The following is a 26,257-nucleotide window of genomic DNA, read 5'->3' as shown; positions in this document are numbered from 1 at the left end:
TCATATAGAGTTTACGAACTTCGATTTACATATAACTGCTCAGTAGAACTGGAGGCACTAGCAAATGAATATTGTTAAGGAACCGCTCCCGGGTGGATCTGCACTCGCGCGCGACTATATAGAAAATTTTGAGAAGGTTAGTCATTTGTATGGTGGGGATTTCCGAAGCAAAGAGAGTAGAAGCATTCGGGCAGAATGGCTGGATCGTAGTGAGGGTCTCCGTGCAGACCGGACACAAGTTGCTGCATGTCTACGGCAATATAATGAAAAGCATAATTCACATGATGCGGTGATGTCTTCCCTGGCACTTTTAGAACAGCCGGGAACGTTAGTGGTTACTGGCGGACAGCAAAGCGGATTATTTACAGGACCACTACTTGTAGTATATAAAGCAATGACAACCATTATGGCGGCAAAAGAAGCAGCAGAACAGCTCGGTCGGCCTGTAGTCCCATTATTCTGGATTGCAGGAGAGGATCATGACTGGGATGAAGTGAATCATACGTATGTATTGAATCGTACGCAAGAGATTACAAAGATTAAGATAGAGAAATCAGAGGAGAAACGATCCTCGGTGAGTAATATTCGTGTAGAAGATGAAAGCTGGCAGCAAGTAGTGGAACAGCTGGATGCGCTACTTCAAGATAGTGATTTTAAACCGCAAATTATGGAATTTATTCGATCTTCTTCGTTTAGAGCAGATAGTATGACGGATGCTTTTGCCAAGCTGATGGGTTCTTTATTTGGTAAATTTGGTCTGATCCTGCTTGATTCTGCTGATCCTAACCTTCGTAAGTTAGAAGAGCCTTTCTTTACTTCGCTAATTATGCAGAATGATGCACTGGAAACAGCGTACATGAATTCTGCTTCTGATATCGTGAACGCTGGGTATGAGCTTCAAGCTGACGTTACGGCAGGCAATGCCAACCTCTTTTATATACATGAAGGTGTACGATTATTGCTTCATAAGAAAGATGGCGTTTTTGCCGATCGCAAGGGCCAGGTATCGTTCACCCGGGATGAACTACTGGAGGAAGTGAAGGTTCATCCGGAACTATTCAGTAACAACGTGCTGACACGTCCGCTTATGCAGGATTATGTGTTGCCGGTTCTAGCAACGGTGCTAGGTCAAGGTGAGATTGCTTATTGGGCCATTCCGCATCGTGCGTTTGAGATCATTGGGGGACAAATGCCCCTGATCATCCCGCGAATGTCTTTCACAGTGGTGGAAGGTACGCTTCATAAGCATATGGATAAATATCAACTAAGCTTTGAGGACGTAAGACAGGGACTAGATCGTAAAAGACATGAGTGGTTGGCTGCACAGGATGAGCTGGGGATTGAACAACGTTTCGAAGAAACTAAAGCTACTTTCTCCGCCATGTACGAACCACTGATTGAGCAGCTTGGAACCATTCAGGCAGGTCTGCTAAAACTAGGGAATAACAATAAAGATAAGATTTTAGATCAGATCACTTTTTTACAAGCGAAAGCCCAAGATGCAATGGCAAAACAGAATGAAGCTGCAATCCGTCAATGGGAGCGAATCGAGCTGTCGTTAATGCCACTGGGTAAACTGCAAGAAAGAGTGTACAATATCATGTATTACTTGAACCGCTACGGACTTCCATGGTTAGATGAGCTGATGGCTATTGAACCGGATTATAGTGGGACGCATCGTATCATTTATATGTAGAGAAGTAACGCTCCATAAAACAAGGAAGTAACGCTCACAAAACTTGGATTATGCTTACGAAGCGAGTTTTACTGCGAAGTAAAACATAGAAGTATCGCTCCATAAAACTTTTAGGAGGTTTCATTATGAGTTCATCAAAACAAAATAGTATCGTGGCTGATATGTCACTCGCACCCGAAGGTCATTTGAAAATCGACTGGGTTCGTCAACATATGCCGGTATTGAACCGTATCCGTGAGCAGTTCGAAGCTGAACAGCCATTCAAAGGACTAAAAGTATCTATTACACTTCATTTGGAAGCTAAAACCGCTTATCTGGCGAAGGTAGTCAAAGCAGGCGGTGCAGAAGTAACCATTACTGGATCGAATCCACTGTCTACACAGGATGATGTATGTGCGGCGCTTGTAGAGGACGGAATTACCGTATTTGCTAAATACAACCCGTCACCTGAAGAGTTCAAAGCCCTTAATATCAAGGCGCTGGAAAGCAAACCGGATTTGATTATTGATGATGGTGGGGATTTTGCTACATTGCTGCATTCTGAGCGTCCTGATCTAATGGAGAATATTCGTGGGGGTGCTGAAGAAACAACAACCGGCATCATTCGTCTAAAAGCTCTTCAAAAGCAAGGTGTGTTGAAGTTCCCAATGGTCGCAGTAAATGATGCTTATTGCAAATATTTGTTTGATAACCGCTATGGCACAGGCCAATCCGCATGGGATGGAATTATTCGAACAACCAACCTGATCGTTGCGGGCAAAACCGTAGTTGTTGTCGGATACGGCTGGTGCGGTAAAGGTGTTGCTATGCGTGCCAAAGGTTTGGGCGCAAAAGTGGTTGTCACAGAAGTGGATGCTATTAAAGCCGTTGAAGCACATATGGACGGTTTCGAAGTTATGCCTATGCTGGAAGCTGCTAAGGTTGGTGATTTCTTCGTTACAGTAACTGGTAATCGTTATGTCATTCGCGGTGAACATTATGATGTGATGAAGGATGGAGCAATCATGTGCAATGCAGGCCATTTCGATGTTGAAGTGAATAAGCCTGAATTGTCTGAAAGATCCGTATCTCAACGTACTGTTCGCAAAAATATCGAAGAGTACCAGCTTCGCGACGGACGTAAACTTTATCTGCTTGCAGAAGGCAGACTTGTAAATCTGGGTGCTGCGGATGGACACCCTGCCGAAATTATGGATACGACCTTTGCGCTACAAGCGCTGTCGTTGAAATATGTAAATGATAATTATAAGAGCATTGGCGTAAAAGTTGAGAATGTTCCTTATGAGCTGGATGAGCAGGTAGCACGCTACAAGCTGCAAAGTCTGGGCATTAACATTGATAGTCTGACTCCAGCACAAGTGGATTATTTGGACAGCTGGAATCTGAACGATTAATTACGGAACGCACAACAATAAAGTATATTAACCAAGTGTACCTTGAACTGAAGCAACTTTTGTAAAATATAAGAGAGTATAAGTTTTACGCTATACATTATCCTTATATTTCTCGCTTAAACGCTTCGGCGTCCTTATAAGGACACCGAAGACGTTTATGCTTGAAAAGCCATGCAGCGGACAAGATTCCGATTGTATGGCTTTTTTCTGTGGCGAAATGTTTTTTGGGTAACGATCCATCTGATTTAGCAAAAAATTCCTTTCACCAGAAAAAGGTTTTTGATTTTTAATGGCGAATCTATTATGCTTAAGTGGTGAAAAGTGGGGTAAAGTGGGGATTCGGGGATTAGGGGTGGGAAAAAGGATGTTCATGGGAGAGTATCAACACAGCATTGACGACAAAGGCCGAATTATTATTCCGGCTAAACTCCGTGAATTGCTTGGAACCTCCTTTGTGACGACCCGTGGTCTAGACTCCTGTTTATTTGTTTATCCCATGGAAGAATGGGCAATCATGGAACAAAAGCTAAAAAGCCTTTCACTGATGAAATCAGATGCCCGTGCATTCAGTCGCTTTTTTTTCTCAGGCGCAACAGAATGTGTATGGGATAAACAGGGAAGGGTAAATCTGCCGGCCAATTTAAGGCAGTATGCCAAACTGGACAAAGACTGTGTTATTCTGGGCGTTTCGAACCGGGTGGAAATCTGGAACAAAGAGCTATGGGAGCAGTACTTCGAACAGTCCGAGGAATCGTTCAACGAAATTGCCGAAAAATTGGTGGATTTCAATTTTGATCTATAAAACACAATATCGAATACTGTCCTGGAGGGATGCAGCTTGTTTCACCACATCACGGTGCTTAAAGAAGAAGCGACAGAAGGGCTGCACATCAAAAAAGACGGAATCTATGTAGATTGCACTCTCGGTGGAGCAGGCCACAGCGCACTAATTGCTTCCAAACTTAGCGGCGAAGGCCGATTAATCTGTTTGGATCAAGATGATTGGGCTCTGGAGAACGCAAAAGAAAGACTAGCTGAATACGGAGACAAGGTTGTACTCATTAAGACCAATTTCCGTGATCTGGAGAGTGTACTTAAGGATGTGCCCTTTGTACCACAAAAAGATGGCATTCCCCAAGTGGATGGGGTCCTCTTTGATCTTGGCGTATCCTCTCCCCAGTTTGATGAGGGAGAACGCGGATTTAGTTACAATCATGATGCTCCGCTGGACATGCGAATGGATCAGACGGCGCTATTAACGGCTGCTGATATTGTGAATACGTGGTCTGAGCAGGAGATTGCCCGTGTGCTTTTCCAATATGGAGAAGAGAAGTTCTCGCGGAGAATTGCTAAGAAAATTGTAGACAGAAGAGAAGAAAGTCCTGTGGAGACCACAGGAGAATTAGCTGAGCTTATCAAGGAAGGTATTCCGGCGGCTGCACGAAGAACGGGAGGACATCCCGCTAAACGTAGCTTCCAAGGTTTACGGATTGCTGTAAACGACGAGTTGGGTGCTTTTGAAGAAGGATTACATAGCGCAGTACGTTGCCTTGCACCAGAAGGTAGAGTATCCGTTATCACTTTTCATTCACTCGAGGACCGAATTTGCAAGCAAATACTAAGCAGCTATTTAAGCAGATGTACATGCCCGTCTGACTTTCCGTTTTGTGTATGTGGCGCGAAAGGCACGCTTAAGTTAATCAACCGCAAACCGCTTGTGCCTTCTGAAGAAGAGCTTGAGCTTAATACTCGAGCCCGTTCAGCTAAGCTGCGCATTGCAGAAAAATTGTAATTGACGATAAAGGAGAGTCAGAGATGGCCTATACCCGCGGCAATTTAGCAGTTCAGCCCAAAAGAAAAGAAGAGGTAAACCCCCTTTACCGCGAGAAGACAAAAGTAGTTACCAAACGAAGAGTACTTCCGCTGCAAGAGAAACTTTTGTATATGCTGACGCTAGGAGTATGCGTTTTGGTGGCTATCACCCTGATTTCACGTTACGTTCATATTTATGATTTGAACTTGCAGGCCCAGAAATTAGATAAGGATATAGCGACTGCTAAGAAGCAAATTTCCACGTTTGAGATGGAGAAGCAGAACTTGGAGCAGAAGGTTGCCCAAAAGGCAAAGGATCTTGGATACGTAGCACCGGATGAAAATGCTACTATCTTTATTCCGGCGAATCCAGTATCGACAGAAGGCGATAATTAGTGAGCGATTGGCAAGATCGCAATAAAAAAATTGTGAGGTTCGCTTATGGTAAAGAGAATAAAACTTCGCACGCTGTTTATAGGAGGGTGTATTACCCTCTTTTTTCTTGTTTTGATAGCTAGAGTGTTCTGGATTCAAGTTATGGAGGGCTCAGAATGGCAAGAAAAGGCTGCTACACTTTGGGCGCACACTTCGACTATCAAAGCAGAGCGAGGAACGATTTCTGACCGTAATGGGAGTGTGCTCGCAAGTGATGTCCCTGCTTATACTGTGGTTGTAAACCCGGCAGTCATTGCTGAAAAGGGAATTGGTGATGAGGTCGTCAAGGGATTGCATGAGCTACTCGGCAAGCCAGAAGATGAGCTGCGGAAACTGGTTGAAGCGAAAGACGAGAACGGTAAATACCTCAAGAATCGTGAGGTTCGTAACGAAGGCTGGAAGATCGATCAGGAACTTGCGGATAAGGTGAAAGAATTTTATGTAGCCCTAGGTAAAGAGCATAAAATTCAAGAGACTGGGATTGGTCTTGTTAGAGAGCAGAAACGATATTACCCTAAGGGTTCGCTTGCTGCGCATATATTAGGCTATACAGATCGAGATGGCAAGGCGATTATGGGTCTGGAAAAATCCCTAGATGAACAGCTTAAGGGTGCCGATGGCAAGCTGCTTTATCAAAGTGACGGTCAAGGGGTTAAGCTGCCGGATTCAAAAGATACTTATAAACCTGTAGTAAATGGCAGTAATTTCAAACTTACAATCGACAGTACAATCCAGCAATATATACAAGCGGCCATGGAAAAGGCATATGCGCAATATAAGCCGAAAAGTATGAGTGTCATTGCTGCTGATCCGAATACGATGGAGATTTTGGGGATGGCGAATATGCCTACCTTTGATCCTAATAAATATATGGATACGGGTGCTGATGCAGCGGGTTTCTACAATCATGCTATCAAATCAACTTATGAGCCCGGTTCGACCTTCAAAATTGTAACACTTGCTGCAGCTGTAGAAGAGAAGCTTTTTGATCCCGTAGCTACATTTCTGTCAGGATCTATCAGAATTAAGGGATACAGTAAGGCATTACATGATATTAATCGTGCCGGCTGGGGGCAAATCAGTTTCCTGGAAGGTGTGAAGCGGTCTAGTAACGTTCTTTTTGTAAAACTTTATGAAATGCTCGGACAAGATAGACTTTTACAGTATATTGATGATTTTGGCTTTAATGGGAAGACAGGAATCGATTTGCCAGGGGAAGCCAGTGGGGTCGTTAACCCTAACCTTGGACGTCCTATCGAAATTGCTACACTTGCATATGGGCATGGTAAAGTGCTAGTTACCCCGCTTCAACAATTGGTTGCTGTATCTGCTATCGCCAATGGTGGGAAACTGATGACTCCATATGTGGTAAAAGAGGTTACGGACCCAAACACCGGTGACACTAAGGTTACTCAGCCTAGTGTAGTGGGTCAGGTAATTGATGAGGCAAGCGCCAAGAAAACCGGTGAATACTTGGAGCAGGTAGTTGCCGATCAAGTCAAAGGTACAGGACGCAACGCTCACATAGAAGGTTACCGTGTCGCAGGTAAGACAGGAACGGCTATCAAGGTTGAAGGTAAGGACTACGTGAAGTCCAAAGTACTGGTCTCCTTTATTGGTTATGCGCCTGTGAATGATCCAAAGATCGCTGTTATTGTTATTATTGATGAACCGAACGTTGAGGTTGGCGGCGGTAAAGCTGCAGCTCCTGTATTTAAAGAAATCGTATCTCAGTCTCTGCAATACATGGGAGTTCCAAAGTTAGCGACTGAAACTAGCGATAAGGAAAGTAAAAAAACAGTTGAATCTGAAGCGCCTGTGCTCCGGACCACACCTGATCTGATGGGCAAAACGATGAAGGAAGCAAGAGAGACGCTTCTGGATCAAGGATTTGATTTTGAAGTTGTCGGTGAAGAAGCTTCTGTGGAAACCCAATATCCAGAGGCTGGAACGAAGCTTGCTCAAGGTCAGCGTATATACCTATTAAGCAAGCAAGGGGACAAGCCTACCATTCCAAATTTACAAAGAGAGTCGCTGCGTGATGCGCTTGAGATTCTAACACTTCTAAAAGTGGAGATTGCGGTAGAAGGCGAAGGATATGTCTCGGAACAGATTGAAGGAACAAAGAACGGCAAAACATTGGTTACTTTGAAGCTGAAACCATTAAATGATAAGAGTGAAGATGATCCTGCAACTTCGACTGCTGATGAGGGTACGGAATCGGAGAGTGGGCCATAGGCTTGTTCTAACCCCTGTTTGTCCCGAATAGTCATGAAGATAAGAGCTCATGTCTATAGGTGAAAGCGGGGGAGAACGGAATGAAGGTTTCGAAGGTCGTAACACGGCGGAGAATGTTGTGGACGCTGCTGGGACTGGCAGTGTTATTCGGTTCGCTGGTCGTGCGTCTTGGCTTTGTGCAATTATCCCAAGGCGAGAAATTAAGTGACAAGGTAGAAGATTCCTTGCGCCGCAATATTCCTTTTACAGCCAAGCGTGGTGAAATTTTGGATCGTGAAGGTATACCGCTGGCCTATAATATCAGTACGCCTACGGTTTATGCGGTGCCTGTGCAGGTGAAGGAGAAGCAAAAGACAGCGCAGCAATTGGCGCCTCTGCTTGGGATGACCGAGGAGAAGCTGATGAGCTTGCTGACTAAAAAATCAATGTCGGTGAAACTACAGCCCGGCGGCCGCAAAATTACGATGGAACTTGCCGCGAGCATCCGTGATTTGCAGTTGCCGGGCATCGTTGTCGCTGAGGATAGCAAAAGATATTATCCGTACGGCGATCTTGCCGCGCATATACTAGGCTTTACAGGTATTGATAACCAAGGAATTACCGGGGTCGAGAACATATACGATAATTTACTTAAAGGAATAGCAGGCAATATTTCGTATTTGTCTGACGCAGGTGGAAGACTCATGCCTGGATCATCGGAGAAGTATTCTGCCCCTCAGGATGGACTTAATCTGCAATTGACGATTGATAAACAGATTCAATCCATTATGGAACGTGAGCTGGATCAAGCTATGGTAAAATATCAGGCGCAGGGTGCTTGGGCTATAGCGATGAATCCGAAGAATGGTGAAATTCTGGCCATGGCTAGTAGACCGGGTTATGAACCGGGTTTATATAAGGAATATGATCCGCAGATCTATAATCGGAATTTGCCCATTTGGATGACTTACGAGCCTGGTTCGACGTTCAAAATCATCACACTTGCTGCAGCACTGCAAGAAGGTAAGGTAGACCTGCAAAATGATCATTTCTATGATCCTGGGTTTATCGAAGTGGCGGGTGCGAAGCTGCGCTGTTGGAAAAAAGGCGGCCATGGCAGCCAAACCTTCCTTCAGGTGGTTGAGAACTCCTGTAACCCTGGTTTTGTTGCTCTTGGGCAACGGCTGGGCAAAGAAACCCTCTTCAAATATATTCGTGATTTTGGTTTCGGCAGCAAAACAGGAATTGATCTAAACGGAGAATCTAATGGGATTCTGTTCAAGCTTAGTCAAGTAGGTCCGGTGGAGCTTTCGACTACGGCCTTCGGCCAAGGGGTCTCGGTTACACCTATTCAGCAGATTGCTGCGGTATCCGCGGCTATCAATGGTGGCAATCTCTATAAACCACATGTAACAAAATCATGGGTTAATCCGGAAACGGGAGAGACTGTATCAGAGGTGAAGCCTGAGCTTGTGCGGCAGGTTATTTCGGAGGAGACATCCAAGAAGGTGCGGGCAGCACTTGAGAGCGTGGTTGCCAAAGGCACGGGACGGCCGGCTTTTATCGACGGCTATCGTGTAGGTGGCAAGACGGGTACTGCACAGAAGGTTGTAAATGGACGTTATTCTCCGACAGAGCACATTGTTTCTTTTATTGGCTTTGCGCCGGCGGATGATCCACAGATCGTTGTCTACACTGCAGTGGATAATCCGAAAGGGATTCAATTTGGGGGTGTAGTTGCAGCTCCAATCGTGCAAAATATTTTGGAAGACTCACTGCACTATATGAAGGTTCCTGAACGCAGTGATCAGCTTCCAAAAACTTATAAGTATGGTGAAACTCCGATTGTGACCGTGCCTGACCTTACAGGTGCAACCGTACAAGATATCTATGAGGATTTAAATATGAATTTTAATCTGGCGCGTTCAGGCTCTGGCAATACGGTCATCAATCAGGCTCCGAAAGCTGGGGCAAGAGTAGAACAGGGCTCAACCATCAGGATTTATATGGGAGCTTCTAGTGAATAATGATAAAGGTATAAGGGTTCAGTTTGTATCCGAAAATGTAGAGTGAGGGATTACTATGAAAGTTAATGAATTATCTGCTTGTCTTGCTACTTCGCGTCTATATGGGGACGGGGAGGTGGAGATTACTGATCTTCAGATGGATTCCCGCCGTGTAAGTCCGGGTGATCTGTTTATCTGTTTACCGGGTCACACCGTAGACGGACATAAATTTGCGCCGCAAGCCGTAGCCTCTGGAGCATCTGCTATCGTATGTGAGCATAAGCTAGAGCTTGATATCCCACAGATCGTTGTGGATGACTGCCGTTTTGCGATGTCTGTCATGTCGAATGCATTCTTTGGCTCACCTAGCAGCCGAATGAGAATGATCGGGGTTACGGGTACAAATGGGAAGACAACAACGACTTATCTTATTGAGCGAATTATGCAAGACCAGAATATGAAGACGGGTCTGATTGGGACCATTCAAATGCGCTATGACGGCAAAAGCTACCCTATGTCAGGGACCACTCCAGAATCGCTAGATCTGCAGCGCTCGCTTCATGATATGGCCTCCAAAGGTGTGGAATGTTGCGTAATGGAAGTCTCCTCCCATGCGCTTCAGCAAGGACGTGTGAAGGGTGCGGACTTCCGTACAGCAATATTTACGAACTTAACCCAGGATCATCTGGATTATCATCATACAATGGAGGAGTATCGGGCGGTTAAAGGTCTATTCTTCTCTAGACTAGGAAATGTGATCTCTCCTTGGAAAGAAGAACGCAAATATGCTGTGCTTAATGCTGATGATGAGGCGAGTCACTATTTTGCAACCCAAACTGCAGCGGAAGTGATTACATATGGCATTGATAACAACGCTAATGTCCGAGCTTCGCAAATCTCGATCACTGCAAAAGGAACTTTTTTCCATGTAGATACGTTTAAGGGTGAGACGGACATTTCGCTTCGTATGGTTGGTAAGTTCAATGTCTATAATGCACTTGCGGCGATTACGGCAGCGTTGTTGGAAGATGTGTCACTGTCAGATATCAAGACTAGTCTTGAGGCGATTGATGGGGTAGCTGGACGGGTGGAGTCAGTAGATGAGGGGCAAGAATATGCCGTTATCGTTGACTATGCACATACACCAGACGGGCTGGAAAATGTATTAAGAACGGTCTGCGAATTTGCTACAGGTAAAGTGCTTACTGTGTTTGGCTGCGGAGGAGACAGAGACCGCACGAAACGTCCTTTAATGGGTAAGATAGCTGCAAAATATAGCGATATGGTATTCGTAACCTCTGACAACCCTCGGACGGAGGACCCTGAGCTAATTCTGAAGGATATAGAAGCAGGACTAGTAGAGGATGGGGTCACCTCTGACCGGTATCATATGATTGTTGATCGCCGAGAAGCAATTGGGAAGGCTATTGAAATGGCAAGCTCTGGCGATGTAGTATTGATTGCGGGGAAAGGTCATGAGACCTATCAACTGATTGGCGGAGTGGTTCACGATTTCGATGACCGCATCGTCGCTAAAGAAGTTATAAGGGGTCGAAGCTATTGATTACAAGAACACTGGGACAAATTGCTGTGATGTGCGCAGGGGAACTTCCTGCTGCTGAAGCTATGAATATACCACTTACGGGCGTCGTTACTGACTCCCGTAAGATAACTACAGGTTGCCTGTTTGTTCCTCTAACGGGAGACAAATTTGACGGTCATCATTATGCAGCTACAGCTATTGCTGCTGGTGCTGCAGGGACCTTATGGCAGCGTGATAAAGGTCCTGCGCCTGAGAGTGGCGGAGTCATAATTGTTGAAGATACGCTAGAGGCGCTTCAGAAGCTGTCCGCTACGTATTTAAATGAGGTCGCTCCGAAGGTTGTCGCTGTTACGGGCAGTAATGGCAAAACAACGACAAAAGATATCATTATGGCCTTGCTCGAAATGCAGTACAAGGTGCACAAGACAGAGGGGAACTTCAATAATCATATTGGTCTTCCGCTCACGATTCTATCCATGGCTGAGGATACAGAGATTGCAGTGCTTGAAATGGGTATGAGCTCGCGGGGAGAAATTGCTCTGCTGGCTTCTTTGGCTGCACCAGATGTTGCAGTCATTACTAATATAGGTGAGTCACATCTGCTGCAACTGGGATCCCGCAAAGAAATCGCCCGTGCCAAGCTGGAAATAGTCGAAGGGCTAAAGCCAGGTGGACTGCTAATTTATAACGGTGATGAACCGCTGCTGACTGAGGTAATGCAAGAGTCCACTTTTGAGGCTCCGGAGGGGATGGTGTCCTTCCGTTTCGGCCTGAACGGAGATAATGATGATTATCCGACTGGGATGATGTCCCATAGTGGTGGTATGACGTTTACGTCAAGCCTTCATAAGGAACATGCTTTTACATTACCGCTGCCAGGCCAGCATAACGTTGTTAACGCGTTGGCTGCACTAGCGGTTGCTCGCCATTTTGGAATTACAGAACAAAATGTAGAGAATGGGTTAAGCAATCTTAAGTTGACGGGCATGCGGATTGAAGTGATTCGGACTTCTTCCGGGCTTACACTTTTGAATGATGCTTATAATGCCAGTCCGACTTCTATGAAGGCGGCCATTGATGTGCTTCAAACTATGAAATGCAGTGGCAAAAAAATCGCAGTACTGGGGGACATGCTGGAACTTGGGCCGGATGAAATACAGTTTCATAAAGAAATTGGCTACTACCTAGACCCCGCAGTGACTGATTTTGTATATACCTATGGTCCATTGTCAGTCCATATTGCAGAAGCTGCAAAGGAAAGATTCGGAAACGAGCGTGTGCTGGCTTTTACGGATAAGTCAGAATTAACAGCCGTCCTTATCGAGAAAAGCAGCTCCAAGGATATTGTACTATTCAAAGGATCTAGAGGGATGAGGCTTGAGGAAGTGCTTCAGAGCCTTAATAAAGAGATTAAAGAGACCTAAAAAAATGGAGGGGGTGCACCCATGGATTATCAACTATTGTTATTGACTATTGCTGTTTCCTTTATCCTTGCGGTCATTGCCGCTCCGCTCTTCATTCCGCTACTGCGCAGGATGAAATTCGGACAGCAGGTGCGAGATGACGGACCGCAATCCCATTTAAAGAAAGCGGGAACGCCGACGATGGGCGGTATCGTAATCATCGTGGCTTTTACATTGGCTTATCTGAAATTTTCCGTGGTGAATAACGATTTCTACGTACTACTAGTGGCTACGCTTGGTTTTGGACTGATCGGATTTTTGGATGATTATATCAAAATCGTATTCAAGCGTTCTTTGGGCCTTACGGCGCGTCAAAAATTGTTCGGGCAGCTGTTGGTAGGTGCTGTGATGTGCGGTCTGCTGATTTCTGCAGGACATAGCACAAGTATCAGCGTTCCGGGTACTGATTTCAGCTTTGACTGGGGCGGCTTTTTCTACTATCCATTCATTATTATTATGATGATGGCAGTAACGAATGCTGTTAACTTTACCGATGGAGTAGATGGTTTGCTGTCTGGTGTAAGTGCTATTGCTTTGGCAGCTTATGCTGTTGTAGCGATGCAGGCTACGTCAATTGCAGCTGGCGTGTGTGCAGCGGCAATGATCGGGGCCGTTCTTGGATTTCTGGTCTTTAATGCCCATCCGGCTAAGGTGTTCATGGGAGATACCGGTTCATTTGGTATTGGCGGTGCGATAGGTGCGATTGCCATTGTCACAAAGAGCGAACTGCTGTTTTTAATTATTGGCGGTGTGTTTGTGGTGGAAATGTTATCTGTCGTGATACAGGTAGTTTCTTTCAAAACCCGTGGCAAACGTGTATTCAGAATGAGCCCGATTCACCATCATTTTGAACTTGGTGGCTGGTCGGAATGGCGTGTGGTAATTTCGTTCTGGGCGGTAAGCTTGATATTAGCCGCTGTTGGACTATTTATTAGCAAGGGGTTGTAGCGAATGAAACATCCAGATATGTATCATGGTGAAGAAGTTGTGGTTCTTGGGCTCGCAAAAAGCGGTGTCCAGGTTGCTAAAGTGCTGCATGATCGAGGCGCTGTAGTTACGGTGAACGATAAAAAGGAAAGAGATCAAAGTCCCGAAGCTTCCGAATTGGAATCTTTGGGAATTTGTGTTATAAGCGGTGGGCATCCGGATGGACTGATTCATGAAGGTGTAAGTCTGGTCATTAAGAATCCAGGCATTCCTTATTCTGCGCCTCCTGTGCAAAAGGCTCTTGAGCTTGGCATTGAAGTAGTTACAGAGGTAGAGGTTGCTTACCGTCTTTGTGCAGCACCGATGATTGGCATCACGGGATCCAATGGCAAGACGACAACGACGACCTGGGTAGGTCAAATGCTGGACGCTGCAGGTATGAATCCGATTGTTGCAGGTAACATTGGCACGCCTCTCTGTGAGGCTGCGCAAGAAGCTACAGAGGATAACTGGATGGTGGTCGAACTCAGCAGCTTCCAGCTCAAAGGTACGGAGACTTTCCGCCCCAAAATAGGTTGTTTGTTGAATATTGCGGAGACCCACCTGGATTATCATGGGAGCATGAAGGATTATGTCGATTCCAAAGCAAAGCTGTTCGCCAATCAAGTAGATACGGATACGGCTGTGCTGAACTGGGACGATCCTTTTTGCCGGGAGCTTGTGCCGTATATGAAAGCTACTATTCTTCCGTTCTCTATGTCCGAGGAGCTCACTCATGGTGTGTTTGTTAGCCCATCCTATATTACGGGTCAAGATGACGATCTGAAGCGCCGTATCATCTATCGCGAATCTGCAGACCGAGAAACAATCATTGCTGATGTAGATTCCATTAGCATTCCGGGACGGTTCAATGTGGGAAATGCACTGGCTGCATGTGGAATTGCCATTGCTGCTGGAGCGGACCCCTCTTTATTGGGTGAAGTGCTTGCTTCATTTCGCGGTGTGGAGCACCGGCTGGAGTATGTGGCTGATAAGGCTGGAGCCACTTATTATAATAACTCCAAAGCAACAAACTCCAAAGCGACGATTATGGCATTAACGTCCTTTGAGCGCCCTGTAGTGCTGATCGCTGGTGGATTAGACCGTGGTTCCGATTATTTGGAACTGCTGCCTGTCCTGAGCGGACGTGTTAAAGCGCTAGTGGCGTTAGGGGAAACTAAGGACAAGCTAACGAATGTAGCGCAGCTTGCAGGATTAAAGCAGATTATCTCCGTCGATAATGGGGAGAGTGCCGCTGCCGTGCTTGAGCAAGCTGTGCAGGAAGCTTCCGCTCTGGCGGAAGAAGGAGATATCGTTCTTTTGTCTCCTGCCTGTGCAAGTTGGGATATGTTTACATCCTATGAAGAGCGCGGGCGTATTTTTAAAGAGGCGGTGCATAACCTTTAAGTAGGGGGGTGGATAAGCCCCATCCCTACTACGGATGCAAGAGGTGTGCTCCTGATGAACAAAACTCGTCATGCTCCCGATATTTGGTTGCTGATTCCTATTCTATCTTTGCTGGTGATCGGCATGGTGATGGTATACAGCGCCGGGTCCGTTCTGGGCTTCCGCAATTATGGAGATTCGTTTTACTTTGTAAAAAGACAGCTTTTGTTTGCAGGACTAGGATTAGTCGCAATGTTCGTTACGGCGAATACCGATTACAGGGTGCTGAAAAAGCTGGCTAAGCCGGCACTTCTGATCTGCTTTTTCTTACTTGTTATTGTGCTTATCCCTGGTATTGGTGTAGTACGCGGGGGAGCGCGCAGCTGGCTAGGAATTAGCTCCTTCGGGATCCAGCCTTCCGAATTCATGAAGATGGGGATGATTCTATTCTTAGCCAATTGGCTAGGAAAAGAGGAATACGACATCACTTCCTTCACACGCGGCTTGCTCCCACCACTTGCGCTCATTGGGTCAGCCTTCGCGCTGATCATGCTCCAGCCGGATTTGGGTACAGGTACCGTCATGTTTGGTGCAGCCTTGATGATGGTCTTCACAGCAGGGGCTAGAATGAAGCATTTACTTTCACTTGGAGTAGCTGGTGCGGCAGGGTTTGTTGCTTTGATTGCAGCAGCGCCTTACCGGTTGCAGCGGATTACCGCTTTTCTTGATCCTTGGTCCGACCCCCTTGGTGCAGGCTACCAGATCATTCAGTCGTTATATGCGATCGGTCCTGGTGGGCTCGGTGGCCTTGGATTAGGAATGAGTCGGCAGAAGTACAGCTATGTACCTGAGCCACAAACAGATTTTATTTTTTCTATATTGGCCGAGGAGCTGGGGTTTATCGGTGGTTTGGCTGTGTTGATCCTATTTCTTATTCTAATCTGGCGCGGGATGAAGGTGGCGATGAGTCTACCTGACCGTTTTGGAAGCTATCTGGCCGTTGGCATCGTCTGTATGGTGGCTGTGCAAGTCATTATTAATATTGGTGTTGTTATTGGTCTAATGCCTGTAACGGGCATCACGCTTCCTCTGATTAGCTATGGCGGATCTTCACTTACACTGATGCTAACATCCCTTGGCATTCTATTGAACTTATCCCGTTTTGCGAGGTGAAAGAGATGCGTATCGTATTAAGCGGCGGAGGCACGGGTGGACATATCTATCCTGCGGTCGCTGTTGCTAGGCAAATGGAGTTGGAAGATAGCAAATCTACCTTCCTGTATATTGGTGGAACGCGTGGCTTAGAGAGCAAGCTTGTTCCTCAAGAGAATATCCCTTTCAAATCTATTGACATCACTGGTTTTCGGCGCAAGCTATCCATAGACAATGTCAAGACCGTGATGCGTTTCTTGAAGGGTGTTAAGGCGTCCAAAGAAATGTTAAGAGAATTCAAACCAGATGTTGTGATTGGAACAGGCGGTTATGTGTGTGGTCCAGTCGTTTATGCTGCATCCCGGTTGGGCATCCCTACTTTGATCCATGAACAAAATGCCATACCAGGTCTAACCAATCGCTTTCTGAGTCGGTATGCGAGTACAGTTGCCGTAAGCTTTGAAGGAACAGAGTCCTCTTTTCCGGGCAGCAAAAATGTGATCTATACTGGCAATCCACGTGCCACAACAGTTACTACAGCAAGTCCGCAACGTGGATTCGCATCGCTGGGGATTTCGGATGGCAGTACTGTTGTTTTGGTGGTTGGTGGCAGTCAGGGAGCTAAGGCTATTAATAGAGCCATGATTGAAATGGCCCCTAAAGTGGGTAAGGGTAATGGTGTTCATTATGTGTATGTTACAGGTGAACCTTATTTCGAAGAGACTCGGGCTGAATTGCGTCAAAAGCTGGGTAGCATACCAAACTGGTTGCATGTCCTTCCTTACGTTCATAATATGCCAGAGGTGTTGGCTTGTACCTCCTTGATCGTTAATCGGGCGGGAGCCTCTTTTCTCGCTGAGATTACAGCGCTGGGTATTCCCTCTGTACTCATTCCATCTCCTAATGTGACGAATAACCATCAGGAGGCGAATGCAAGACAGTTGGAACGTGAAGGTGCTGCTGTGGTGCTGCTTGAGAAAGATTTAAACGGCACGGCACTATATGAGGCGGTTCAAAAAATCATCGGAACTGAAGCCGTGCGTGAGCAGATGTCCGTGGCCTCCAAACGACTCGGCAAAAGAGATTCTGCGGCAGTAATCACAAGCGAGCTCCGAAGACTTGCGGGTAAGAAGTCTTAAGATATCATCGTTTTCCATACGGGTTTTCCTTATTGGCAGCTCTCTGTCACACACTTGGAGGAACGAACATAGGATAATCCTATAATCGTGACAATCACCCAGGACACTTCCAAACCTGAGATGTAGTGCAGGATATTCTTGAAATATAAGAAAGTATAAGTTTCACGTTATACATTATCCTTATATTTCTCGCTTAAACGCTTATCGTCCTTCTAAAGGACGCCGAAGACGTTTATACTTGTACATTTCATATGAGCTTGTAACGGAAGTGTTTGTGGTGGGTGAGCGGTAATCTCGGAGGTGATACATTGGACAAATTGGTGATTGAGGGTGGAAGTCCCCTGTCAGGCACCATTCGTATCCATGGAGCAAAAAATGCGGCGCTGCCGATTCTAGCGGCAAGCCTGCTGGCCGAAGGAGTTCACTCACTGCATAATGTGCCGAAGCTGCTGGACATCGAGACTATGCTAGACATCCTAGATCGGCTGGGCTGCAGGTGCGTGCATCAAGAGGATACGGTGACGATAGATACGTCTGCCGTCGGGACATCTCATATCCCTGAGGATTTAATGCGGCAGATGAGATCTTCCATTTTTCTAATGGGACCGCTGTTATCCAGATTTGGAGAGGTAACGATCTATCAGCCTGGGGGCTGTGCGATCGGAGAGCGTAAAATCGATCTTCATCTACAGGGACTTAAGGCGTTAGGGGCGGAGATCGAGGAGAGCAACGGAAGAATATTCTGTCGGGGTTCTAAGCTTATAGGGAGTGATATTCATCTCGACTATCCAAGTGTAGGAGCAACGGAGAATATTATGATGGCTGCCGCAAAGGCAGAGGGAACAACAACAATATCGGGGGCAGCGAGAGAGCCGGAGATACAGGACCTACAGCAGTTTCTAAATAGCATGGGTGCTCAGATTATCGGTGCAGGTACGGACACCATTACAATTCAAGGGGTGAAAAACCTATATCCCTGTACGTATGAGGTGATACCTGATCGGATTGTGGCTGGAACCGTAATGATTGCTGCGGCAGCTACACGAGGGAATGTGACTTTGACACATGCCAATGCGGGGCATCTGACTTCGCTTATTCATGTGCTCAAGCGGGCTGGTGTTCAAATCACAGTGTGCAATGATATAATTAATATCAGTTGTATGGGGCGTCCACGTGCTGTTGAGAGAATTGTGACTTCTCCTTATCCTTCTTTCCCAACCGATCTGCAATCTCAGGTCATGGTGCTGTTGTCTCTCGCTGATGGTTTCAGTGTAATCAAGGAGACGGTGTTTGAGGGACGATTCAAGCATGTTGAAGAAATGGCGCGGATGGGCGCTGATATTTCTATTGATTTGAATCGTGCGTTTATTCGCGGCGTTCAGAGATTGTATGGTGCTACTGTGGAAGCTACTGACTTGCGTGCGGGTGCGGCTCTGGTTATTGCTGGGCTTGCTGCACAAGGGACTACAGTCGTTGAGCAAGCACACCATATTGACCGCGGGTATGATGGAATAGAGAAGCTGTTTCAGAAGCTTGGCGCGCGCATAAGCCGCAAGGTACCCGTACCGGATCCACTTGATTTGGCCAATTAAAGCTCCCTGTCTCCTTCAGTTCTACCAAGGAAGGAGACAGGGCCTTATTACGGAGATATGAGAATGACAACAACCCGATTACCTCTTCTTAAAGAGGACAAGCCTAAGAAAAAAATGAGCCGTAAGATTACGGCGATCCTGCTGCTACTGTTCACTGCGCTTCTTGCTGTGATTTTTTTCAGATCGTCTATTAGTCACATTACAGTGATAGATTTTCAGGGAAGCAAGTATTCTACTAGTGAGGAATTACTCTCGCAAAGTGGAATTCATATAGGTGGACAATTCTTTGCCGTTTCTACGAAGTCTGTGGAACAATCTTTGCTGGAGCTTAAGACGGTTAAGGCTGTGGCCGTAAAGAAGGATTTTCCCGGGGTAATCACAGTGAAGATTGAAGAGTTCCCTGCGGTGGCCTATGAACTGGAACAGGGCGGCATCTTGAAGGCGATTCTGTCGAGTGGAGCAGCGGTGACTGTTAATGAGACTGGTATTGCTGTAGAGAAACCTATATTAACCAACTGGGATCCAGCTGATCCTAATAAGGCTATCCTATGCCAAACGCTTGGAAGCATTTCTAATGAATTGACAAGTGATATCTCTGAGATTGTTCCCTCGCCAACCTTGTCATTTCCGGATCGTATCAAGCTCTATACTAGATCCCGTTTCGAGGTGATCACTTCCATCTCTTTATTGAAGAGCAAAGTGTCATACTTGAATCAGGTAATAGAGACAAAGGAGCCTGGACTTATCACGATGCTTGAAGCCGACTCGTATGTTCCTTTTCAGGTCGAAAGTGAGGAGCAAAAGGGCGATGAGCAAAAAGATGTGCAAGAGTAGAGTAGAGGTAAATAGTCCCTACTAATAGAGTTCAAAAAATGCTACAATCGGAGTTACGGGCAAGAAGCTATATCCCTCTTTTTTCTTCGATTTTTTTGAAATATAATCTTATATATGGTTAGTAATAACCGAATAGGTATATATTTCTTGTGATAATTATCATTCTTATAAAAAATTATGAGTAACTAATCACATTTAGGGATGTTGGAATATTATTCCGTTCAAAAAATTTGTAGAAAAAAGAGGGAAAGGGTTAGGTATGTTGAATATGTACAGAGAAGTTTCCCGGGACCGGGAAAAGGTTATGCAAATTATTTCGATTATAACAGGAGGTGCCATAGGACTTGAGCAACAATGACATCATTGTTAGTTTGGACATCGGTACATCCAAAGTTCGGGCAATAATTGGGGAAGTTACCAATGGAACCTTTAATATTATTGGCGTTGGATCTGCTGATTCGGAAGGAATACGTAAAGGCGCGATTGTAGATATCGACCAAACTGTGCAATCGATCAAAAGTGCTATAGATCATGCAGAGCAAATGGTGGGTATTCAAATATCAGAAGTTTATGTAGGCATTTCCGGTAATCATATTGGCCTGCAATCCAGCCACGGTGTCGTGGCCGTTCAGAATGAGGATCGTGAAATCGGTGAGGATGATATCGATCGCGTTATTAAAGCTGCGGAAGTCATCGCTATGCCTCCGGAGCGAGAAGTGATTGATGTTGTTCCTAAACAATTTATCGTCGATGGTCTCGAAGGTATTCAGGACCCGCGCGGGATGATTGGTGTTCGTCTAGAAGTGGACGCAACCATCATTACGGGTGCTAAGACGCCAATACATAATCTACTACGATGTGTTGAGAAATCAGGGCTGAAAGTGAAGGATCTTGTGCTGATGTCTCTTGGTGCTGGTGGATTGGCGCTGTCCAAAGACGAGAAATCGATGGGATCTGTTCTGGTTGATATCGGGGCCGGGTCGACAACGATAGCCATATACGAAGAAAGTTCCCTTTGTGCAACCTCTACGATTCCGATCGGCGGAGAATTTGTAACTAATGACATTGCATACGGACTACGTACACTTACTGATCAAGCGGAGAAAGTAAAGCTAAAGTATGGTTGCGCATGGATTGACGATGCAGCCTCTGACGTTGTCTTCAAGGTGCTGCGCATTGGCAGTAATGTAGAGAAGGAATTTAACCAAGAGGATTTAGCGGCAATTATCGAACCACGGGTGCAAGAAATCTTCCATTTGATTAAACAGGAAGTGAAACGGCTTGGTTACAGTGAACTACCTGGAGGTTATATATTAACGGGTGGAACTGTTTCGATGCCTGGCGTATTAAAGGCGGCTCAGACTGAACTGGCTGCATCTGTACGCATCGCTGTACCGGATTATATCGGTGTACGGGACCCTGGGTTTACCGGAGGTGTTGGTATCCTGCATAATGTTGTCCGTAGCTTCCGTGGAAGAAGCAGTGGTGGAAGCAGCAACAAAAAGACGGTCAACCGGAGTAAGCAGAACGCCACTCCAAATCAGGAAACGGTTCAGAAGACCGGGTTTGTCGAGCGTCTAAAGAACATGTTCAGCGAGTTTATATAAGTGTAAGTCCAGATATACTTGGACCGGCCATCCAAGCACATTGAGGGGGAGATGGAACAATATGTTAGAATTTGATTTTGAAATGGAGAGCTTGGCGCAAATAAAAGTCATCGGCGTAGGCGGCGGAGGTAGTAATGCTGTCAACCGGATGATTGAAAATGGCGTTCAGGGTGTAGAATTTATTACGGTTAATACAGACGCCCAAGCGTTGCATATGGCCAAATCGGAGCACAAGCTGCAAATCGGGGACAAGCTGACCCGCGGGTTGGGTGCAGGAGCTAATCCTGAAGTCGGTAAGAAAGCAGCGGAAGAATCCCGTGACTTGATCTCTAATACCCTTAAGGGCGCAGATATGGTGTTTGTTACTGCAGGGATGGGTGGCGGTACAGGAACAGGTGCAGCACCAGTTATAGCTGAGATTGCTAGAGAATGTGGAGCCTTGACTGTGGGGGTAGTTACTCGCCCGTTCACTTTTGAAGGAAGAAAACGTTATAACCAGGCAATGCTTGGAATCGAAGCTTTGAAAGAAAAAGTCGACACGCTAATCGTCATTCCAAATGACCGTTTGCTTGAGATCGTTGATAAGAAAACACCGATGTTGGAAGCTTTCCGTGAAGCAGATAATGTTCTCCGGCAGGCTGTTCAAGGTATCTCTGACCTAATTAAGGTTCCTGGTCTGATTAACCTTGACTTTGCGGATGTAAAGACGATCATGACAGAGCGCGGTTCAGCGCTTATGGGTATTGGTATTGCAAATGGTGAGAACCGTGCGTCTGAAGCAGCACGTAAAGCCATCATGAGCCCACTCTTGGAAACGTCTATTGAAGGCGCCCGCGGCGTAATCATGAACATTACGGGAGGATCCAACCTCTCTCTATATGAAGTTAATGAAGCGGCTGAGATCGTTACATCCGCCTCTGATCCTGAAGTGAATATGATCTTTGGTGCGATTATTGATGAAGGCCTGAAGGATGATATCAAAGTAACAGTAATTGCTACTGGCTTTGAACATAAACCATTGCCTGAAACTCCAGGACGTCGTCCGGTCTCGACGAATAACGAGCCTGCGGCAGCACCGGATAAGAGTTCAGCTAATTTACGTCCTTTCGGCAATCAGAGTTCTTCTGACCAGCTCGATATTCCGACGTTCCTGCGTAATCGTACTCGGGGCAACAACGACTAATTAAATAGAATCAAGATTATACGAGAACACCGTATCGCTTAGCTGATTAGCTATAGCGGTACGGTGTTTTTTTGCGTAAATGTAATAAGGATCAAGCAAGACTATGAACGGCACTGTGTAGCTCCAAGGGGGTGATGGTTGACTAAGTAGTTACAGTAGGTGGTAACTGGTAGTCGGAGAGCGGAAAGCGGCAACCATTAACCATCGGATAATCCTGCCAAAATACAGTATTTAATAATAAGTAGATGGTTGAAGCGTTGATTCCTGCGAATCTGCAGTAATTCCTGCGCCAAATAAAGATTTCTAGCCAAAAGTGAGGATAATCCTGTATATTTGCAGTTTTTGGACTTCATGAAGCGGAGTTTTGCACAAAAAGTTGTATATTTGCAGGATTCCTCTATTCCATTAAATGATCCAGCGAATGATGGAGCGAATGACGCAGTGAATAAAAGATATAAGAAATTCCACAAAGAAGGAATAAATCCCCACGCGCTATAACTCGACAAAAAAACCGTAAGAATGCCCCCCAAGTTTAGACAGACTTTGAATGCGAGACTTTCTATACTAATCATATCGTCCAAAAACAGAGCCTGATCCAATTTGGCTAGAGGATAGATTCCGCCATTAAGCAGGTGAATGCACTGGTTGTTTATATTGACTTGATATTCGCCGCCAATCTAGTGATCGACGGAATTCTTTTGTGGCTGACAGGCTGGATGGTTAAGCTGAGAATCTCATGGTGGCGTTTAATCCTCTCAGCTCTCGTTGGCGCACTGTATGTAGTGATGATGTTTGTACCGGAGCTGTCTTTCATGTATACCTTCCTTATCAAGTTTGGATTGTCGGTGGTTATGTTATGGATTGCCTTTGGTTTTGGGAGTCTGCAAAGCTACCTTCGCACTATGGGAGCTTTCTATATTATCAATTTTGCAGCCGCAGGTGGAATTGTTGGTATTCACTATTTGCTGCAGAGCTCCAGCGACATTTGGAATGGTATTATGTTCACTGCTTCAGGAGGGCATGCCTACGGCTTAAAGATCGGCTTTTGGTTTGTCATTGCAGTATTCCCCCTGGTGTTAATCTGCTTCAAGGCAGTGCATTCTTCACGAATCAGAAGGGAGCAGCTTGAAACCTATATCGGTGAGGTGGTTGTTGAAATTGATGGTGTAAGTGTTTCCTGTCCTGGCCTGTTAGACACAGGTAATCGTCTCTGTGATCCTTTGACCCGCATACCGGTGATGGTGATGGAATCGACGCTCTGGGAGGGGCATCTGCCTGCTGCATGGAAAGGGAGACTCACTCAGGATGGTGCGGACAGACTTTTGCTAGAAACGGACGGGCAGTCGTTTGCTTGGCAGGATAGGATGCGACTAGTACCTTACAGGGGGATTAACCGAGGGGCATCATTTATGCTCGCACTGAAGCCAGACCTTGTGACGATAAAGCTCGGTGAAGATATCTTTTATAGTAAAAGAGTCTTAATTGGGCTGGATGGCGGGACACTCTCAGGAGATGGAGCCTATCGGGCGGTCATACATCCGGATTTAACTCAAAAAGAGAGCGCCACTGATGCAGCACTACCTTCCTAATCTTTAAAGCTAGCTGAACCAAACTTCTGATGGCTGAAAGCGGGAATTAAAAGCTTCATACGCTAACCGTGTACTTCTTGGAGGAGGAACAATAATGGTCAAATGGAAAATTGCTCTGCAGCTGCAATATTACCGCATGCTGTTTCTACTGGGGCTGAAGAGTCAGGAAATCTATTATATCGGCGGGAGCGAGGCTCTACCTCCACCGCTGACACGGGAAGAAGAAGAGTATCTGCTTCAGCGGCTATCTAGCGGCGATGCTGCTGTTCGTGCGATGCTGATTGAGCGTAACCTGCGCCTCGTAGTGTATATCGCTCGTAAATTTGAGAATACCGGAATCAATATTGAAGACCTGGTTTCGATAGGGGCTATCGGATTAATTAAGGCGGTTAACACTTTTGATCCCGAGAAAAAAATAAAACTAGCAACATATGCATCACGTTGCATAGAGAATGAAATTTTGATGTATTTGCGGCGTAATAGCAAGACACGGAGTGAGGTTTCTTTTGATGAGCCTCTTAATATCGATTGGGATGGTAATGAGTTGCTGCTCTCAGATGTTTTAGGGACGGAAAATGATACCATCTATCGGAACATTGAAGAACAGGTCGATCGCAAGCTGCTGCAAAAGGCGCTGGAAAAGCTGAGCGAACGGGAAAGACTCATTATGGAGCTGCGTTTCGGACTGCGTGGGGGCGAAGAAAAGACGCAAAAAGATGTGGCGGATCTGCTCGGCATTTCCCAATCTTACATCTCTCGTCTGGAGAAACGAATTATTAAGCGGCTGCGTAAGGAGTTTAACAAGATGGTGTAAGGTGAAATTAGCAAGGAATAAAATGGCCAACCCGGGAGATAATGTACAGTAATGTTTCTCCTTGGGAGGTAAATCATCATGACCCGAAATAAAGTCGAGATTTGCGGTGTGGATACTGCTAAGCTGCCTGTTCTAACGAATGTGGAAATGCGGCAACTGTTCACTTCGCTGCAGCAGCAGGGCGAGCGATCCGCCAGAGAGAAATTGGTAAATGGTAATCTTAGGCTCGTTCTAAGTGTTATCCAGAGGTTCAATAATAGGGGAGAATTTGTTGACGATTTGTTCCAGGTGGGCTGCATCGGTCTGATGAAAGCCATCGATAATTTCGATTTATCACAAAACGTTAAGTTCTCCACATATGCGGTTCCGATGATTATTGGTGAGATCCGCCGTTACTTGCGTGATAACAATCCGATTCGAGTATCGCGTTCACTCAGAGACATTGCTTATAAGGCGCTGCAGGTACGCGATAGTCTGACCAATCAGAATTCGCGGGAACCGACGATATTCGAAATCTCTGAAGCACTTGGCGTACCGAAGGAAGATGTAGTCTTTGCCCTTGATGCTATTCAGGATCCAGTGTCCTTATTCGAACCGATCTATCATGACGGTGGCGATCCTATTTATGTAATGGACCAGATTAGCGATGATAAGAATAAGGATGTGTCGTGGATCGAAGAAATCGCCTTACGTGAAGCGATGCGTAAGTTAGGTCAAAGGGAGAAACGAATTTTATCCATGCGGTTTTTCGAAGGGAAAACACAGATGGAGGTCGCAGATGAGATTGGTATCTCACAGGCACAAGTCTCACGTCTAGAGAAATCTGCGATTCAGCAAATGCAAAAGCATGTGAAGTCTTAAATCGTCTGAAATGAGGAGATATCCAGAATCCGTGATAAGGATTTTGGGTGATCTCCTCTTTTTACTGTTTCAGGAATTATATTGAGCCCCCGCAAAGTACCTTGGTAAGCATCTAAGCATAGCCTCACTTTGTGGGGATATTTCATGCATGTGGCCAAGCTTTCATAACATATATTGGACTATAGGTCTGATTGTACAGGGGTGGTGAGATGAACGAGGATTATTTAGGATCAGCCAAAAAAATGAAAATCTCTGATTTTCAGACTAAGGACGTTATTAACATTGTGGACGGCAAGCGGCTGGGCCAAATCAGTGACTTAGAGCTTGATTTACGCCGAGGTGTCATTGATGCAATCGTAATTCCCGGATACACTCGGTTTATGGGGTTGTTCGGAGGCGGAACCGATCTGATTATTCCATGGCGAAATATTGTCAAAATCGGGTCTGATGTAGTGCTTGTGAAGATTGAAGAATCAAGAATGCCTCAAGGGCAGGACGAGCGAGAAACGATGTATTTGGAACGAGGGGACCGAGGCGAACGGCGCACTTATTAATTAGGTGCGTTTTT

General features: G+C 45.8%; 22 protein-coding genes. All 22 read left to right on the top strand.

The features are described from left to right. Positions 1-64: 64 nt before the first annotated feature. On the top strand, positions 65-1,696 hold the full coding sequence (gene bshC, locus NST34_RS24440; RefSeq protein WP_339266557.1) for a bacillithiol biosynthesis cysteine-adding enzyme BshC: 1,632 nt from the start codon (positions 65-67) through the stop codon (positions 1,694-1,696). Positions 1,697-1,818: 122 nt separating this feature from the next. Then, entirely contained in the window at positions 1,819-3,090 is a 1,272-nt protein-coding gene (locus tag NST34_RS24435; protein ID WP_188114736.1) for an adenosylhomocysteinase, read from the top strand. 364 nt (positions 3,091-3,454) lie between these two features. Then, positions 3,455-3,892 (top strand): division/cell wall cluster transcriptional repressor MraZ, encoded by a 438-nt coding sequence (gene mraZ / locus NST34_RS24430; protein ID WP_036683674.1) that lies wholly within the window; start codon positions 3,455-3,457, stop codon positions 3,890-3,892. A gap of 36 nt (positions 3,893-3,928) precedes the next feature. Further along, positions 3,929-4,882, top strand: coding sequence for a 16S rRNA (cytosine(1402)-N(4))-methyltransferase RsmH (rsmH, locus tag NST34_RS24425; protein ID WP_341128918.1), 954 nt, complete (start codon positions 3,929-3,931; stop codon positions 4,880-4,882). Positions 4,883-4,905: 23 nt separating this feature from the next. Beyond that, the gene (locus NST34_RS24420) at positions 4,906-5,298 is read left to right on the top strand and encodes a septum formation initiator family protein (protein ID WP_341128917.1); all 393 of its coding nucleotides are present in this window, start codon (positions 4,906-4,908) and stop codon (positions 5,296-5,298) included. Between the two features lie 45 nt (positions 5,299-5,343). Next, positions 5,344-7,575 (top strand): penicillin-binding transpeptidase domain-containing protein, encoded by a 2,232-nt coding sequence (locus NST34_RS24415; protein WP_341128916.1) that lies wholly within the window; start codon positions 5,344-5,346, stop codon positions 7,573-7,575. A gap of 80 nt (positions 7,576-7,655) precedes the next feature. Next, complete coding sequence (locus NST34_RS24410) at positions 7,656-9,581, top strand: stage V sporulation protein D (RefSeq protein ID WP_076299654.1); 1,926 nt, start codon at positions 7,656-7,658, stop codon at positions 9,579-9,581. A gap of 55 nt (positions 9,582-9,636) precedes the next feature. Beyond that, the gene (locus NST34_RS24405; RefSeq protein ID WP_341128915.1) at positions 9,637-11,124 is read left to right on the top strand and encodes a UDP-N-acetylmuramoyl-L-alanyl-D-glutamate--2,6-diaminopimelate ligase; all 1,488 of its coding nucleotides are present in this window, start codon (positions 9,637-9,639) and stop codon (positions 11,122-11,124) included. After that, positions 11,124-12,527 carry a UDP-N-acetylmuramoyl-tripeptide--D-alanyl-D-alanine ligase gene (locus tag NST34_RS24400; protein ID WP_306035475.1) on the top strand — a complete coding sequence of 468 codons (1,404 nt, stop codon included), beginning with the start codon at positions 11,124-11,126 and terminating at the stop codon, positions 12,525-12,527. The genes NST34_RS24405 and NST34_RS24400 overlap by 1 nt, the downstream gene beginning before the upstream one ends. Positions 12,528-12,548: 21 nt before the next feature. After that, complete coding sequence (gene mraY, locus NST34_RS24395; protein WP_042190854.1) at positions 12,549-13,514, top strand: phospho-N-acetylmuramoyl-pentapeptide-transferase; 966 nt, start codon at positions 12,549-12,551, stop codon at positions 13,512-13,514. A gap of 3 nt (positions 13,515-13,517) precedes the next feature. Further along, positions 13,518-14,939, top strand: coding sequence for a UDP-N-acetylmuramoyl-L-alanine--D-glutamate ligase (gene murD / locus NST34_RS24390; protein ID WP_076284760.1), 1,422 nt, complete (start codon positions 13,518-13,520; stop codon positions 14,937-14,939). Positions 14,940-14,993: 54 nt separating this feature from the next. Continuing rightward, positions 14,994-16,091 carry a stage V sporulation protein E gene (gene spoVE, locus NST34_RS24385; RefSeq protein ID WP_042130238.1) on the top strand — a complete coding sequence of 366 codons (1,098 nt, stop codon included), beginning with the start codon at positions 14,994-14,996 and terminating at the stop codon, positions 16,089-16,091. A gap of 5 nt (positions 16,092-16,096) precedes the next feature. Then, positions 16,097-17,209: an undecaprenyldiphospho-muramoylpentapeptide beta-N-acetylglucosaminyltransferase gene (gene murG, locus NST34_RS24380; protein WP_042190850.1), complete on the top strand. Its 1,113-nt coding sequence runs from the start codon at positions 16,097-16,099 to the stop codon at positions 17,207-17,209. A 308-nt stretch (positions 17,210-17,517) separates the two neighbouring features. Further along, complete coding sequence (gene murA, locus NST34_RS24375; RefSeq protein ID WP_042190848.1) at positions 17,518-18,801, top strand: UDP-N-acetylglucosamine 1-carboxyvinyltransferase; 1,284 nt, start codon at positions 17,518-17,520, stop codon at positions 18,799-18,801. A 63-nt stretch (positions 18,802-18,864) separates the two neighbouring features. Next, a complete protein-coding gene (locus tag NST34_RS24370) occupies positions 18,865-19,635 on the top strand; it encodes a cell division protein FtsQ/DivIB (protein ID WP_042190846.1) in 771 nt (256 codons plus the stop codon). Between the two features lie 344 nt (positions 19,636-19,979). Continuing rightward, positions 19,980-21,242: a cell division protein FtsA gene (ftsA, locus tag NST34_RS24365; RefSeq protein ID WP_042190844.1), complete on the top strand. Its 1,263-nt coding sequence runs from the start codon at positions 19,980-19,982 to the stop codon at positions 21,240-21,242. Between the two features lie 61 nt (positions 21,243-21,303). Continuing rightward, positions 21,304-22,425: a cell division protein FtsZ gene (gene ftsZ, locus NST34_RS24360; protein WP_076284759.1), complete on the top strand. Its 1,122-nt coding sequence runs from the start codon at positions 21,304-21,306 to the stop codon at positions 22,423-22,425. Between the two features lie 351 nt (positions 22,426-22,776). Continuing rightward, a complete protein-coding gene (locus NST34_RS24355) occupies positions 22,777-22,923 on the top strand; it encodes a hypothetical protein (RefSeq protein ID WP_223179028.1) in 147 nt (48 codons plus the stop codon). Positions 22,924-23,066: 143 nt separating this feature from the next. After that, a complete protein-coding gene (spoIIGA, locus tag NST34_RS24350) occupies positions 23,067-24,014 on the top strand; it encodes a sigma-E processing peptidase SpoIIGA (protein ID WP_042194361.1) in 948 nt (315 codons plus the stop codon). A 91-nt stretch (positions 24,015-24,105) separates the two neighbouring features. Continuing rightward, a complete protein-coding gene (sigE, locus tag NST34_RS24345; protein ID WP_028530613.1) occupies positions 24,106-24,828 on the top strand; it encodes an RNA polymerase sporulation sigma factor SigE in 723 nt (240 codons plus the stop codon). Positions 24,829-24,906: 78 nt separating this feature from the next. Beyond that, positions 24,907-25,689: an RNA polymerase sporulation sigma factor SigG gene (gene sigG, locus NST34_RS24340; protein ID WP_036683631.1), complete on the top strand. Its 783-nt coding sequence runs from the start codon at positions 24,907-24,909 to the stop codon at positions 25,687-25,689. Positions 25,690-25,898: 209 nt separating this feature from the next. Next, positions 25,899-26,243: a YlmC/YmxH family sporulation protein gene (locus NST34_RS24335; RefSeq protein ID WP_076284758.1), complete on the top strand. Its 345-nt coding sequence runs from the start codon at positions 25,899-25,901 to the stop codon at positions 26,241-26,243. Positions 26,244-26,257 lie beyond the last annotated feature (14 nt).

It is taken from the genome of Paenibacillus sp. FSL H7-0714 (assembly GCF_038003765.1).
Classification (GTDB): domain Bacteria; phylum Bacillota; class Bacilli; order Paenibacillales; family Paenibacillaceae; genus Paenibacillus_AQ.
Note: the sequence above shows the minus strand (reverse complement) of the source record. Positions and strands in the feature narration are given on the sequence as shown.

Excerpts from the sequence above, each read along its gene's own strand:
- mraY (WP_042190854.1), top strand. The coding sequence starts at position 12,549 with ATGGATTATCAACTATTGTTATTGACTATTGCTGTTTCCTTTATCCTT.
- ftsZ (WP_076284759.1), top strand. The coding sequence starts at position 21,304 with ATGTTAGAATTTGATTTTGAAATGGAGAGCTTGGCGCAAATAAAAGTC.
- spoVE (WP_042130238.1), top strand. The coding sequence starts at position 14,994 with ATGAACAAAACTCGTCATGCTCCCGATATTTGGTTGCTGATTCCTATT.
- bshC (WP_339266557.1), top strand. The coding sequence starts at position 65 with ATGAATATTGTTAAGGAACCGCTCCCGGGTGGATCTGCACTCGCGCGC.
- mraZ (WP_036683674.1), top strand. The coding sequence starts at position 3,455 with ATGTTCATGGGAGAGTATCAACACAGCATTGACGACAAAGGCCGAATT.
- NST34_RS24405 (WP_341128915.1), top strand. The coding sequence starts at position 9,637 with ATGAAAGTTAATGAATTATCTGCTTGTCTTGCTACTTCGCGTCTATAT.
- NST34_RS24410 (WP_076299654.1), top strand. The coding sequence starts at position 7,656 with ATGAAGGTTTCGAAGGTCGTAACACGGCGGAGAATGTTGTGGACGCTG.
- murG (WP_042190850.1), top strand. The coding sequence starts at position 16,097 with ATGCGTATCGTATTAAGCGGCGGAGGCACGGGTGGACATATCTATCCT.
- NST34_RS24370 (WP_042190846.1), top strand. The coding sequence starts at position 18,865 with ATGACAACAACCCGATTACCTCTTCTTAAAGAGGACAAGCCTAAGAAA.
- NST34_RS24335 (WP_076284758.1), top strand. The coding sequence starts at position 25,899 with ATGAACGAGGATTATTTAGGATCAGCCAAAAAAATGAAAATCTCTGAT.
- NST34_RS24420 (WP_341128917.1), top strand. The coding sequence starts at position 4,906 with ATGGCCTATACCCGCGGCAATTTAGCAGTTCAGCCCAAAAGAAAAGAA.
- sigG (WP_036683631.1), top strand. The coding sequence starts at position 24,907 with ATGACCCGAAATAAAGTCGAGATTTGCGGTGTGGATACTGCTAAGCTG.
- NST34_RS24415 (WP_341128916.1), top strand. The coding sequence starts at position 5,344 with ATGGTAAAGAGAATAAAACTTCGCACGCTGTTTATAGGAGGGTGTATT.
- murD (WP_076284760.1), top strand. The coding sequence starts at position 13,518 with ATGAAACATCCAGATATGTATCATGGTGAAGAAGTTGTGGTTCTTGGG.
- NST34_RS24355 (WP_223179028.1), top strand. The coding sequence starts at position 22,777 with ATGAAGCGGAGTTTTGCACAAAAAGTTGTATATTTGCAGGATTCCTCT.